Consider the following 12812-nt stretch of genomic DNA (forward strand, 5'->3'; position numbering starts at 1 on the left):
GATCAGGGGTGCGGGCGGGTCACAGGCCCACGTCCCGGCTGCGGATGTCCTCCAGGGATTCCCGGCGGATCAGGAGGCGGGCCGTGCCCTCCCGTACGGCGGCCACCGGCGGGCGGCCGACCAGGTTGTAGCCGGAGGCCATCGACAGGTGGTAGGCACCGGCCACAGGAACGGCAAGCAGGTCGCCGGGGCGTACGTCGGCGGGCAGCTCGGCACCGGGGGCCAGGACGTCGCCCGCCTCGCAGTGCCGGCCCACCACGGTGACCCGGGCGCCCGGCGCCCCGCTGTGCCGTCCGATCAGGCGTGGGGCGTACCGGACGCCGTACAGAGCCGGGCGCGGGTTGTCACTCATACCGCCGTCCACGGCCACGAACACCGTCTCGCCGGTGTGCTTGACAGAAAGCACCCGGTACAGCGCGACGCCCGCGGGGCCCGCGATCGCCCGGCCCGGTTCGATGATCAGGCGCGGCACCGGGAGCCCGGCCGTCGCGCACGCGTCGGCCAGCTCCGCGCGGACCTTGCGGGCCAGCGCCGTCAGGTCCAGGGCCTCCTCGCCGGGGCGGTAGGCGATGCCGTGGCCGCCGCCCAGGTCGAGCTCGGGCAGGACCAGCCGGTGCTGCTCGTACAGCCGGGCCATCAGCCCGACCATGCGCCGGACGGCCACCAGGTACGGCTTGACGCTGGTGATCTGCGAGCCGAGGTGGCAGTGCAGACCGGTGAGTTCGAGCTGCGGCTGGTCGAGGATGCGGGTGATGGCGTGCTGGGCGTAGCCGTCGCAGATGCCGAGGCCGAACTTCTGGTCGTCCGTGCCGGTGCGGATCTTCTCGTGGCCGCCGGCGCTGATCCCCGGGACGACCCGGACCATGACCTTCTGGCTGCCGTCCGGGCCGACGGCCGCCGCCAGCCGCGCGATCTCCGAGGGGCTGTCGATGACGATCCGTCCGACCCCGAGGCGCAGGGCGGTGTCCAGGTCGCGCGGTGACTTGGCGTTGCCGTGCAGCACGATCCGCTCGGGCGGGAAGCCGGTGGTGACGGCGAGTTCGAGTTCACCGGCGGAGCAGACGTCGAGGCCGAGACCCTCCTCGTCCACCCAGCGGGCCATGGCCCGGCACAGGAACGCCTTGGCGGCGTACAGCACTTCGGCGTCGGGGAAGGCGTTCCGATAGGTACGGCAGCGGTCGCGGACCTCGGCCTCGTCCAGGACGTAGACGGGGGTGCCGAAGCGGTCGGCGATCTCGGTGAGCGGTACGCCGCCCACGGCGAGGTCGCCGTGGCGAGGCTCGGTGGTGGAGGCCGGCCACACCGACACGTCGGCCGACGTGGTGAGGGCGGTGGGTTCGTGAACGGTGGTCATCGTGTGCTCCCTCTCAGCCGATCCGTGCTGCCAGGGCCGGTGTCGGCTCGGGCGTCCTCGTCCCCAGCGGCCCGGGAGCCGGCGCGGTGAACTGCGGGTCCACCGTGACGGTGGCAATGCCGAGCGGGGCGGTCAGCGCACGCAGAGCGGGCTCGGCGAGGCGGATCCACGCCTGGTCGCGGCCGAGCGTCCTGCTCAGCCTGTGCGCGGAGGTGAAGCCGACGGCGGTGCGGCCACCGAGCGGGGTGCGGAAGAGCCGTGCCGCGCACCCGGAGGGCCCCGGCCGGACCGGGACGTACAGGGGGCCGGCCGGGAAGCGATCGGAGGGCTCGGGGTCGTCGTCGTGGAGAAGTTCTGCCATGGGGTGCCTCCCGAAAGGCAGGGAGCGAGTGATCTGGGGCCCCGGACGCGGGGAGGCGGACCGGGGCTCGCCGTCGACGTTATGCCCGGTGCCCCCGGGTCCCGGACCTGCCCTGACGGGACGCTGACGGCTGTCCCGGCGACCTTGACGGGATGCTGACGCGCCTGGTGAAGGGCATGGCGCACGGTCTTGAAGGCGAACACGAGCAGGGGCGGCGCGATCACGATCAGCCAGGCGCCGTCGGTGAACTTGCTCGCGGTGACGACGACGGTCGCACCCCCGGTGAGCAGCGCACCGAAGCCGTTGAGCAGCGCCTTCTGCTGCCGGCCCCGCCCGCGCTCCCGGAGCCGGTGCCGGACCGTGCCCACCTGGGCGATCGTGAGGCCGACGAACACCCCGATCGCGAACAGCGCTCATCGCCGCCGACGCGCTCCGCTCACTCGATCAACTGCCCTGCAGGGGAGGGACTCCCCGAGGAAACCCTTCGGCGAGCCGGCCGGGGCGAGCGTTGGCGGTTCCCTGGCGCCGATCACGAGCACCTTGACACTGCCTTGACGCGACCGGGGCCGATAGGGTGAAAGCGGTGTGCCGGGAAGTCTGGTCGGCCGGAGAGCCAGAGCGGCTCCCCGTGGTAGCCCCAGGGGGACGGCATGCGCAGCGTCGGCACGGTACTCGCGTTGGTCGTTCTGGCCACCGTGGTGGCGACCTTCGCGCGCCGCTGGCGGATTCCGGCGCCGTCGTTGCTGGTGCTCGCCGGTCTCGGCGTGGCGCTGCTGCCGGGCACCCCGCAGATCCGGATCAGCCCCCAGATCATCGCCCTCGTCGTGCTGCCCCCGCTGCTGTACGCCAGCGCCGAGGACATGCCCTGGCGGGAGCTGCGGGCGGTGTGGAAACCGGTCGGCGTCCTCGCCATCGGCCTGGTCCTCGCCTCGGCAGCGGCCGTCGCAGCGGTCGCGGTCGTCGTCACCCCGCTTACCTGGCCGATGGCGTTCGTGCTGGGCGCGGTGCTGGCCAGCACCGACCCGGTCGCGGTGACCGCGCTGGGCCGCAGACTCGCCCTGCCCCCGCGGGCGCAGGTGCTGGTCCAGGCGGAGAGCCTGTTCAACGACGCCACCTCACTGGTGCTGGTCCGGGTGGCGGCCGGCATCGCGATCGCGTCGGCCGCGGCGAGTTGGGGCGCGGCCAGTGGCCAGTTCCTGCTGCTGGCCGGCGGTGGCACGTTGATCGGAGCCGCCGTCGCCGGAGTGATCATGCTGATCCGGCGCCGTACCGAGGACCCGGTGCTGGAGACGGTGATCGCCCTGGTCACCCCGTTCGCGTCCTATCTGCTGGCCGAGGTCGCGCACACCTCCGGGGTGACGTCGTGCGTGGTCGCCGGGGTGGTCCTGGGCGGCCGGGGCGACCGGCTCACCGACGCCCGCATAAGACTCCAGCTGCACGCCGTGTACGGCACGGTGGTCTTCCTGCTGGAGAGCGTGGTCTTCTCCCTGATAGGGCTGGCGCTGCCCGCGCAGGTGCGGGCGCTGGCCGACGGCGACCGGGCCTGGCCGCTGTACGCCCTCGCCGTCGCCGCGACCCTCGTCGCCGTACGGCTGCTGTGGATCGCGCCGCTGTCGACGGTGGTCCAGCGCAAGGGCGGGGCCAGCCGGCTGAACTGGCGGATCCCGGTGGTGCTGACCTGGGCGGGCACGCGCGGGGTGATGCCACTGGCCGCCGCCCTGTCCATCCCCGAGGTCGCGAAGAACGGCAGCGCACTGGCGGACCGCCCCCTGGTCCTCGTCCTGACGACGTCCGTGGTGGTCGTGACGCTCGTGGTCCAGGGCTTCACCCTCGCCCCGGTCGTCCGCGCCTCCGGCATCGCCCTGGAGCCCGCCCACACCGAACGTGAGGAGATCGAGGCCCGCTCCCGCCTCGCCCACGCCGGGCTCGCCCGGCTGGAGGAACTCGCCGAGCTGGAGGCCGTACCGGACGTCGTCCTGGACAGGCTGCGCCGCGGCCTGAACGCCCGGCTGGCGGACGCCCGCGACCGCCTCGCCGAGCGCAACGGCACGGCGGCGGCCACCGAGTCCGCCGACCGGGTCTACCGCCAGCTGCGCCGGGACCTGATCGCCGTGGAGTCGGCGGAACTGCAACGGCTGTACGACGCCCACCGCATCAGTGACACGACCCGGCGGCGCCTCCAGCGGTCCCTGGACCTGGAGGAGGCCCGGCTGGCGGACGTCTGACGGAACTCGGCCGGCGCCCGGCTCGCGGTGAGCTGCGCGCCGGCGTTCCACGCCATGGCCCTGCTCCTGCCGGCACGGCCCGGATCGGCAAGAGGCCGTGTCGGATCACTCCGACACGGCCTCCGACCTGCGTCTTCACAAGTCGGGACGACAGGATTTGAACCTGCGACCCCTTGACCCCCAGTCAAGTGCGCTACCAAGCTGCGCCACGTCCCGATGCGCTCACCCACGGTGCCCCGCGTGATCGCGCGAACAGCACTTTACCCCACGTGCGGTGGTGGGCCGAAGAGGGCCCGGGCGGAGCGGGGGACAATCGGCCGTATGACGAGTGCGGGCGCATCGGATGCCAGGGACCGGGACGTGGAGGGGCGGGCGCGCAACGCCCGGCCCCGGGACGGGCTCGGACGCCCGCTGCCGTACGGCGCGCAGGGCGTCGCGCGGCAGCCGGAGGGCGTCGTACGGACGCCGCGTGAGACGGTCGCCCAGGCGCAGGAGCTGCTGGACGCGGGCAAGCCGTTCCACGCGCACGAGGTGTTCGAGGACGCCTGGAAGTCGGGGCCGCGGGAGGAGCGCGCGCTGTGGCGGGGCCTGGCCCAGCTGGCGGTCGGGCTCACGCACGCGGCCCGCGGCAACGCCGTCGGCGGTGCGCGCCTGCTGCGCCGGGGCGCCGGGGCGGTCGAGGAATGGGAGAGGGACCAGGGCGAGGACCGGCCCTACGGGGTCGATCTCGCGGGGCTCGCCCGGTGGGCGCGCGAACTGGCGGGGCGGGTGGAGAGCGGGGGCCGGCCCGTGGACGCGACGGCCGAGGCGCCCCGGCTCCGCTCCTGACGCATCACGTGACGGGTGCCCGGGTACGGCGTGTGGAGGCGGCGCACCCGCTGTCAGTGGCATGCGGCAGACTCGGGGCGTGCGAAAGATTCATGTCATCGGTATCGGCGCGGGCGACCCGGACCAGCTGACCCTGCAGGCGGTCAGGGCGCTGCGGAGCACCGACGTGTTCTTCCTGCTCGACAAGGGCGAGGTGAAGAGCGATCTGACCCAGCTCCGCCGGGACATGCTGGAAGCGCATCTGCCCGAGGGGTCGTACCGGGTGGTGGAGGCCCGTGACCCGGAGCGGGACCGCCGGGCGGGCGGCCAGGCGTACTCCCCGGCCGTGGAGGACTGGCGCAGCGCCCGCGCGGGGATCTACGAGCGGCTGATCGCCGAGGAACTCGGCGAGGACGGCACCGGCGCCTTCCTGGTGTGGGGCGATCCGGCGTTGTACGACAGCACGCTCGGGATTCTGCAGGAGGTCCTGGAGCGGGGCGCGGTCGCGTTCGCGTACGACGTCATACCCGGCATCAGCAGCGTCTCCGCGCTGGTCGCCCGGCATCGCACGGGCCTGAACCGGGTGGCCCGCCCGGTGCAGATCACCACCGGGCGGCGGCTGGCGGAGGGCTTCCCCGAGGGCGTGGACGACGTGGTCGTGATGCTGGACGCACACCAGGCCTTCCGGCGGTACGCCGACGACGACATGGACATCTACTGGGGCGCGTACATCGGCACTCCGGACGAGATCCTCGTCTCCGGCCCGATCGCCGAGGCCGGCCCGCGCATCGAGCGGGTGCGGGCCGAGGCCCGCGAGCGCAAGGGCTGGATCATGGACACGTACCTGCTGCGCAGAAACCCCGGGGACGCCTGACGCCTCCTCATGCCGTGACGCGGTCCAGCCACTCCCGGGCGGCTGCCACGTCGGGCACCGCCGGGACGCCCCGCGGCAGCGCAGGGCGGTGTACGACGATCACGGGCAGCCCGAGTTCCCTCGCCGCCGTCAGCTTCGCGGCCGTCGCCTCGCCGCCGCTGTCCTTGGTCACGAGGACGTCGATGCGGTGGGTGCGCAGCAGGTTCGTCTCGTCCGTCACGGTGAACGGACCGCGTGCGAGGACCAGTTGGGTGTCCGGGGGCAGGGGCGGCCCGGGCGGGTCGACCGAGCGTACGACGAAGTGCAGGTCCGTCAGGTGGGCGAAGGCGGCGAGGCCGAGGCGTCCGGTGCTGAGGAACACCCGGTGGCCGAGACCGGGCAGCGCGTCGGCTGCCGCGGCCAGGGACGGGACGTCGTACCAGCGGTCGCCGGGGCCCGGCCGCCAGCCGGGGCGGCGCAGCACCACCGCCGGCACTCCGGTGGCGGCCGCCGCGTGGGCCGCGTGGGCCGTGATGGTCTCGGCGAAGGGGTGGGTGGCGTCGACCAGGGCGTCGACGCGGTGCGTGCGCAGCCAGTCGGCCAGGCCCTGGGCACCGCCGAAGCCGCCGATCCGCAGCTCGCCGGCGACCGCCCCCGGGCGGGCGACCCGGCCCGCCAGGGACGTGGTGACCCGGACCCCGGGGTGTGCGGCGAGGTCGGCGGCGAGGCGGCGGGCCTCGGTGGTGCCGCCGAGGATCAGGACGTGCGCAGGCATAGGGGTGAGCGTACGAGGTCGTACGGGCCCGTCCGGCGTCCGGGTCGCTACGGTCTCGGTATGGAGGCCATCGAATCCGTACGTGCCGTGCTGATCGACATCGACGGTGTCCTCACCGTCTCCTGGAAGCCGCTGCCGGGTGCGGTGGAGGCGCTGCGCGCGGTCCGCGCGGCGGGGCTCGGCGTGGCGCTGGTGACGAACACGACGTCCCGGACCCGGGCGTCGATCGCCGAGACGCTGGGCGGGGCCGGTTTCGACGTGGCGGCCGAGGAGGTCCTGACCGCGCCCTCCGTCACCGCCGCCCACCTGAACGAGCACCACCCCGGCGCCCGCTGCGCGCTGGTCAACAGCGGGGACATCGCGCAGGACCTCGGTGACGTCACGTTCGTGGCCGACGATGACGACGCCGCTGATGTGGTCGTGTTCGGCGGCGCCGGGCCGGAGTTCGACTACGCGGCGCTCAACCGGGCCTTCGGACACCTCCAACGGGGTGCCCGGCTGGTCGCCATGCACCGCAACCTGTACTGGCGGACCGAGGCCGGGCTGCAGCTCGACTCGGGGGCCTTTCTGCTCGGTCTCGAGCGGGCGGCCCGGGTCGAGGCGGAGGTGACGGGCAAGCCGTCCCGGGTGTTCTTCGAGACGGCGCTGGCCCGGCTGGGCGTCGGCGCCGGGCAGGCGCTGATGGTGGGCGACGACGTGGAGTCGGACGTGCTCGCGGCCCAACGGGCCGGGCTCACCGGGGTGCTGGTGCGGACGGGGAAGTTCCAGCAGGAGACGCTGGAGGGCGCGAGCGGCACCCCCGACCACGTCCTGGACTCCTTCGCGGACCTTCCGGCGCTGCTGGGGCTAGCGGAGTAGCAGTTGCACCGCGCCCACGACCGTCGCCACGATCACGAGCTGGTCGAAGAGTCGCTGGTTGATTCTGCTCACGGCCCACGTGCCGAACAGCGCGCCGGGCACCACGAACACCGCGAGCGCGGCGTCAAGGAGCAGCGACCGCCCGTCGATCAGACCGAGGCCCGCGCTGAACGGCACCTTCGAGACGTTCACGATGAGGAAGAAGAACGCCGACGTGCCGAGGAAGCCAAGCTTCCGGAAGCCCGCCGACAGCAGGTACAGCGACATCACCGGGCCGCCCGCGTTGGCGACCATCGTGGTGAACCCGCCGAGCACGCCGTACGAGCGCGCGGTCATCCGGCCCGCCCGGCTTCCCACCGCGTCCGGCTCCTCCGCCCGCTCCGCGGTCTCCGGCCGGCGCCGCCGCCACAGGGTGACGCCGGCCATCAGCAGCAGGATCGCGCCGATCGAGGTCCGTACGATCCCGTCGTCGGCCCACATCAGGAACAGCGTGCCGGCCACCACACCGGCCGCGACGGCCGGGAACAGCCGCCACAGGGTGGGCCAGTGGGCGTGCCGCCGGTAGGTGAGGACGGCGAGCACGTCCCCGGCGATCAGGACGGGCAGCAGCACACCGGTGGAGGCGCGGGCCGGCAGGACCGCCGCGAAGATCGCGAGGCTCACCGTGTTGGCCCCGCTCACGGCGGTCTTGGAGAAGCCGACGAGCAGGGCCGCGAAGGCGAGCGCGGCGAACTCCCCGCCGGATATGTGCCAGAGCGTCATCGTGTTCATGCGGGGACCGATGCTATGTCCGGACAACCCTCCGGCGTAAGGACCGTCTCGCCAGGTGATCCCTGCCGCCTGCGGTGAGCGGCCCGCGCCGTCCGCTACGGCCTGTCCGCGTAGTGCGCCCGGAGTTCCCGCTTGAGCACCTTCATGCTGGGCCCGAGCGGCATCGCGTCCGTGAACTCCACGCGCCGCGGGTACTTGTGCCGCCCGAGGTGCTCCCTGGACCACTCGGTGATCGCCGCGGCGTCGGGCGCGCTGCCCGGCGCCGGCACGACGACCGCGCAGATCTCCTCGCCGTGCAGGTCGTCGGGCAGGCCGATGACCGCGACCTGGGCGATGCCGGGGTGGCGCATCAGCACCTCCTCGACCTCCCTCGGGTACACGTTGTAGCCGCCGCGGATGATGACGTCCTTCTTGCGGTCGACGATCCTCAGGAAGCCCTCGTCGTCCTTGGCCCCGAGGTCGCCGGTGCGGAACCAGCCGTCCACGACCGCCTCGGCGGTGGCCTCGGGGCGGCCGAGGTAACCGGAGAAGACGTTGTGGCCGCGGATGACGACCTCACCCAGTTCGCCGGGCGGCAGCAGTTCGATGCGGCCCTCCACCTCGGCACGGGCGATCTCCACGTCGATGCCCCACAGCGGGTGGCCGATGGTGCCGGCCCTGGTGCCGAACACGGGCTGGTTGACGGTGGCCGTCGGCGAGGTCTCCGAGAGGCCGTACCCCTCGTACACCTTCGCCCCGAAGGCGGCCTCGAACCGCTCCAGCACGGCGACGGGCAGCGAGGCGCCGCCGGAGATGCACAGGCGCAGTTCCGGGAGCGCCTCGGCGTCCTGGGCCGCCGCCGCGAGGGCGACGAACATGGTCGGCACGCCGTGGAAGGTGTTCACACCCTCCTTCGCCATCAGCTCGATGGCGCGGGCCGCGTCGAAGCGGGGCAGCAGCACGAGCGTGGCTCCGGCGCGCCAGGTGGAGTTGAGCGACACGGTCTGGCCGAACGCGTGGAACAGCGGCAGCGCGCCGAGGGCGATGTCGCCGGCGCGGACGTCGTTGGCGTCGAAGGCGTTGACGGTCGCGTTCATCACGATGTTGAAGTGGCTGAGCACCGCGCCCTTGGGCACGCCGGTCGTCCCGCTGGTGTAGAAGATCACCGCCGGGTCGTCGACGGCGCGGGTGACGTACGACGGCAGCGGCTCGGCGCCGGCCGCCAGCTTGTCGAACTCATCGCCCAGCACCGTCACCTGGACGCCCGTGGCCTCGGCGGCGGCGCGTCCGGTCGCCGCCTGCCCGGGGTGGACGAGCAGCAGGTTCGCCCCGCTGTCCCTCAGGACGTGCTCGACCTCGCCGGCCGACAGCAGCAGATGCACGGGGACGACGACTCCGCCCGCCGCCGCGATCGCGTAGTAGGCGAGCGGGAACTCGGCGGTGTTGGGCGCCATCAGGGCGACCCGGTCCCCCGGCCGTACGCCGAGGCCGGTGAGCGCGCCCGCCTGGGCCAGCGCCCCGCGCCACACCTCGGCGAAGGTGAGCCGCAGGTCGCCCTCGACGAGCGCGGTCTTGTCGGGTCGACGCCGGGCGTTCTCGGCGAGAATGGCGGCGACGGACAGGGTTGCCATGGAGTGGTGCTCCGTTTCCTAGCTGTGGCTCGACCGACCGGATCCCCCCGTGGGAAAAGCGCTAGTGCCGCTCGACCAGCACGGCGCTGCCCTGCCCCACCCCCACGCACATGGTCGCCAGCCCCCGCTCGGCGCCCGTGCGCCGCATCCGGTGCAGCAGGGTGGTGAGGATGCGGGCGCCCGAGCAGCCGAGGGGATGGCCGAGGGCGATGGCGCCGCCGGTCGGGTTCACCAGGTCCGGGTCGATGCCCAGCTGGTCGACGCAGGCGAGTGCCTGCGCGGCGAACGCCTCGTTGAACTCCGCCTCCTGCAGACCCGCGACGTCCCAGCCGGCCCGGGCCAGCACCTTGCGGGTGGCGGGGACCGGGCCGATGCCCATCACGTCGGGGTGGACCCCGGCGGAGGCGCCCGCGACATAGCGGCCCAGGGACTCCAGGCCCAGCTCGTTCAGGGCCTCCTCGCTGACCAGCAGCAGCCCGGCCGCGCCGTCGTTCATCGGCGAGGCGTTGCCCGCCGTGACCGTGCCGCCCTGGCGGAAGACCGGCCTGAGGCGGGCCAGCTTGTCCAGCGAGGTGTCCTCGCGCACGCACTCGTCCTGCTCGACCACGATCCCGTCCGGGCGTTCCACGGGCAGCAGTTCGTCGTCGAAGTGGCCGTTCTTGCGTGCGGCGGCGGCCCGTTGGTGGCTGCGCAGCGCGAAGGCGTCCTGCCGCTCGCGGGAGATGCCGTACCGCTCGGCGACCTCCTCGGCGGTCTCGCCCATGGACAGCAGGCCGTGCAGCTCCTTCATCGCCGGGTTGACCAGACGCCAGCCGAGGCGGGTGTCGCAGGTCTCGATGCGCTGGGGCAGGGCCTCGTCGGGGCGGGGCAGCACGAAGGGGGCGCGGCTCATCGACTCCGAGCCGCCCGCGATCACGATGTCGGCCTCACCGGCGGCGATGGTGCGGGCGGCGGCGGTGACCGCTTCCAGGCCGGAGGCGCACAGCCGGTTGACGGTGGCGCCGGGCACGGAGTCGGGGAGGCCGGCGAGCAGGGCGGCCATGCGGGCGACGTTGCGGTTGTCCTCGCCGGCCTGGTTGGCCGCGCCCCAGTAGACGTCGTCGATCCGGGCCGGGTCGAGGGCGGGCACGTCGGCCACCAGGTGGCGGACCACGGTCGCCGCCAGGTCGTCGGGGCGGACGGAGGACAGCGCTCCGCGCAGTTTGCCGATGGGGGTGCGGCGGGCGGCCGCGAAGTGGACGGGACGCACGGCTTCGACTCCTGACCTACGACCGATCGACGGCACTGTCGATCAGCGGACCACACGGGACACTTAATTAGCACTGCTAGTTTTGGACTATAGACCGCGGACCGGCCCCCTGGGAAGATCCCCCTGACCTTCACCGAGTCGGCGCAGGAGAGCGGAGGAGACATGCCCCACGTCCGCGAGCACACCCTCGACGGCACCCACGGCTCGGTCGCCGTGCGCGAGTGGCCGCACCCGGCGCCCCGGTACCTCGCCCTGATCGCGCACGGGTACGGCGAGCACGCGGGCCGCTACGACGAGCTCGCCGCCGTCCTCACCGGGCACGGGGCGGCCGTGTACGCGCCCGATCACCTCGGCCACGGCAGGTCGGCCGGGGAAAGGGTGCTGATCGAGGACTTCGAGGACGTGGTCACCGACGTGCACGCGGCGGCCGGACTCGCCCGCCGCGCACACCCCGGCGGCCTGCCGCTCGTCCTGGTCGGCCACTCCATGGGCGGACTGATCGCGGCCCGCTACGCCCAGCGGTACGGCACCGAGCTGAGCGCGCTGGTCCTTTCCGGGCCGGTGATCGGCGCCTGGGAGCTGCCGGGCCGGCTGCTGGCCCTTCCGGAGATCCCGGACACCCCGGTCAGCCCGGCCGCGCTGTCCCGGGACCCGGCCGTCGGCGCCGCCTACTCCCGCGATCCGCTGGTGTGGCACGGGCCGATGAAGCGGCCGACGCTGGAGGCGTTCGCCCGGACCCTGGACGTCGTCGGCAAGGCCGGGAACGTGGGCGATCTGCCGCTGCTGTGGCTGCACGGCGACGACGACCGACTGGTGCCGCTGCCCGGCAGCCGGACCGGCGTGGAGCGGCTCGCCGGCGGCCGGCTGACCGAGCGGATCTTCGCCGGGGCCCGGCACGAGGTGTTCCACGAGACCGGCAAGAAGGAGGTCTTCGCGGAGGTGCTCCGCTTCCTGGACTCGGCAATGCCCCGCTGACCAGGCCTGTTTTACCCCCCAGGGCACTGGGCACCCGCCCCTGCGGGCAAGAACGACGAAAGGGGACGGACGCACCATGACCGTGGTCAAGAGCACGCTGCCCGAGGAGGCCCTCGGCGTCACCGGGAACGCCCTGCAGGAGACCCTGGTGGACCTGCTCGGGCTGTCGCTGATCGGCAAGCAGGCGCACTGGAACGTCGTGGGTCCGCGGTTCCGGTCGATCCACCTCCAGCTGGACGAGGTGGTCGCGACGGCGCGCGCCCACTCCGACACGGTCGCCGAACGCGCCGCCGCGCTGGGCGTGTCCCCGGACGGCCGGCCCGAGACCGTCGCGGGGACCTTCGCGCTGCCCGGCACCAAGGACGGCTGGCTGCGCGACACCGAGGTGGTGGAGCTGATGGTGTCCTCGCTTGAGGCGGCCATCGGCCGGCTGCGCGAGCGGATCGCGGCGACGGAGAAGCCCGACCCGGTCACCCAGGACCTGCTGATCTCGATCACCGCCGACCTGGAGAAGCAGCGCTGGATGTTCGAGGCCGAGAACCACCCGCGCGAGAACGCCCCCGGCTGACACGACACACCCTCAGGGAAGGGGAAACCCATGGCGGACACACTCGAACTCGACGCGCTGTGGGAGGACTTCCACCGCGTGGTGAACATGACGTCGGCGGAGCTCGCGGCCTGGCTCCGGGTCCGTGACGCCACGGAGGAGACGGAGCCCCTGCCCGAGGAGGCGGGCACCCCGACCGGGCAGCATGTCCTCGCCATCCTCCAGAAACGCCGCACCGACCTCACCGACGACGACATCCGCGTGATGCACAAGGTCGTCGACACGGTCGAGGCCCTCGTGGACCCGGAGAACGAGCCGGAGCCGGAGACGGCGGCGGACGACGCCCGCCGCCACCGGCTGATGACACTGGGCCACGACCCGCTCAAGCCGTAGCACCCGCTCCACCCGCAGACCGGGAGGCCCTGGT

14 protein-coding genes and 1 tRNA gene are annotated in these 12812 nt (G+C 73.3%); 8 read left to right on the forward strand and 7 right to left on the reverse strand.

Features of this window, described 5'->3' with window-relative positions:
* Window positions 1–19: 19 nt before the first annotated feature.
* Window positions 20–1354 carry a diaminopimelate decarboxylase gene (gene lysA, locus ACZ7HQ_RS31910; RefSeq protein ID WP_470997416.1) on the reverse strand — a complete coding sequence of 445 codons (1335 nt, stop codon included), beginning with the start codon at window positions 1352–1354 and terminating at the stop codon, window positions 20–22.
* A 13-nt stretch (window positions 1355–1367) separates the two neighbouring features.
* Window positions 1368–1715, reverse strand: a complete 348-nt coding sequence (locus tag ACZ7HQ_RS31915; protein ID WP_470997419.1) for an SAV_915 family protein — start codon at window positions 1713–1715, stop codon at window positions 1368–1370.
* A gap of 152 nt (window positions 1716–1867) precedes the next feature.
* Between ACZ7HQ_RS31915 and ACZ7HQ_RS31920 the strand changes: the two genes are divergently transcribed.
* On the forward strand, window positions 1868–2293 hold the full coding sequence (locus tag ACZ7HQ_RS31920) for a hypothetical protein (RefSeq protein ID WP_470997422.1): 426 nt from the start codon (window positions 1868–1870) through the stop codon (window positions 2291–2293).
* Between the two features lie 72 nt (window positions 2294–2365).
* A complete protein-coding gene (locus tag ACZ7HQ_RS31925) occupies window positions 2366–3940 on the forward strand; it encodes a Na+/H+ antiporter (RefSeq protein WP_470997424.1) in 1575 nt (524 codons plus the stop codon).
* A 142-nt stretch (window positions 3941–4082) separates the two neighbouring features.
* Here ACZ7HQ_RS31925 and ACZ7HQ_RS31930 read toward each other — a convergent pair.
* A tRNA-Pro gene (locus tag ACZ7HQ_RS31930) sits at window positions 4083–4156 on the reverse strand.
* Window positions 4157–4261: 105 nt separating this feature from the next.
* On the opposite strand from ACZ7HQ_RS31930, the gene ACZ7HQ_RS31935 reads away from it, so the two are divergent.
* Window positions 4262–4768: a DUF309 domain-containing protein gene (locus ACZ7HQ_RS31935; protein ID WP_470997427.1), complete on the forward strand. Its 507-nt coding sequence runs from the start codon at window positions 4262–4264 to the stop codon at window positions 4766–4768.
* Between the two features lie 79 nt (window positions 4769–4847).
* Window positions 4848–5621 (forward strand): precorrin-6A synthase (deacetylating), encoded by a 774-nt coding sequence (gene cobF, locus ACZ7HQ_RS31940; protein ID WP_470997430.1) that lies wholly within the window; start codon window positions 4848–4850, stop codon window positions 5619–5621.
* Between the two features lie 7 nt (window positions 5622–5628).
* On the opposite strand, the gene ACZ7HQ_RS31945 is transcribed toward cobF, so the two are convergent.
* Window positions 5629–6375, reverse strand: a complete 747-nt coding sequence (locus tag ACZ7HQ_RS31945) for a cobalt-precorrin-6A reductase (protein WP_470997433.1) — start codon at window positions 6373–6375, stop codon at window positions 5629–5631.
* Between the two features lie 69 nt (window positions 6376–6444).
* On the opposite strand from ACZ7HQ_RS31945, the gene ACZ7HQ_RS31950 reads away from it, so the two are divergent.
* Window positions 6445–7233: an HAD-IIA family hydrolase gene (locus ACZ7HQ_RS31950; RefSeq protein ID WP_470997572.1), complete on the forward strand. Its 789-nt coding sequence runs from the start codon at window positions 6445–6447 to the stop codon at window positions 7231–7233.
* On the opposite strand, the gene ACZ7HQ_RS31955 is transcribed toward ACZ7HQ_RS31950, so the two are convergent.
* From ACZ7HQ_RS31955 to ACZ7HQ_RS31965, 3 genes are all read right to left on the reverse strand, one after another.
* A complete protein-coding gene (locus ACZ7HQ_RS31955; protein ID WP_470997435.1) occupies window positions 7222–8004 on the reverse strand; it encodes a sulfite exporter TauE/SafE family protein in 783 nt (260 codons plus the stop codon). The genes ACZ7HQ_RS31950 and ACZ7HQ_RS31955 overlap by 12 nt on opposite strands.
* Before the next feature lie 95 nt (window positions 8005–8099).
* Window positions 8100–9614 (reverse strand): long-chain-fatty-acid--CoA ligase, encoded by a 1515-nt coding sequence (locus ACZ7HQ_RS31960; RefSeq protein WP_470997437.1) that lies wholly within the window; start codon window positions 9612–9614, stop codon window positions 8100–8102.
* Between the two features lie 61 nt (window positions 9615–9675).
* Entirely contained in the window at window positions 9676–10863 is a 1188-nt protein-coding gene (locus tag ACZ7HQ_RS31965; RefSeq protein ID WP_470997440.1) for a thiolase family protein, read from the reverse strand.
* A gap of 162 nt (window positions 10864–11025) precedes the next feature.
* On the opposite strand from ACZ7HQ_RS31965, the gene ACZ7HQ_RS31970 reads away from it, so the two are divergent.
* The 3 genes from ACZ7HQ_RS31970 to ACZ7HQ_RS31980 all read left to right on the forward strand — a co-directional run bounded on the left by ACZ7HQ_RS31970 (window position 11026) and on the right by ACZ7HQ_RS31980 (window position 12778).
* Window positions 11026–11838, forward strand: coding sequence for an alpha/beta hydrolase (locus ACZ7HQ_RS31970; protein ID WP_470997441.1), 813 nt, complete (start codon window positions 11026–11028; stop codon window positions 11836–11838).
* Window positions 11839–11914: 76 nt separating this feature from the next.
* The gene (locus ACZ7HQ_RS31975; RefSeq protein WP_470997443.1) at window positions 11915–12406 is read left to right on the forward strand and encodes a Dps family protein; all 492 of its coding nucleotides are present in this window, start codon (window positions 11915–11917) and stop codon (window positions 12404–12406) included.
* Window positions 12407–12436: 30 nt separating this feature from the next.
* Window positions 12437–12778, forward strand: a complete 342-nt coding sequence (locus ACZ7HQ_RS31980; protein ID WP_470997445.1) for a DUF3140 domain-containing protein — start codon at window positions 12437–12439, stop codon at window positions 12776–12778.
* Window positions 12779–12812: the final 34 nt, after the last annotated feature.

The organism is Streptomyces sp. NPDC037290, from assembly GCF_055603245.1.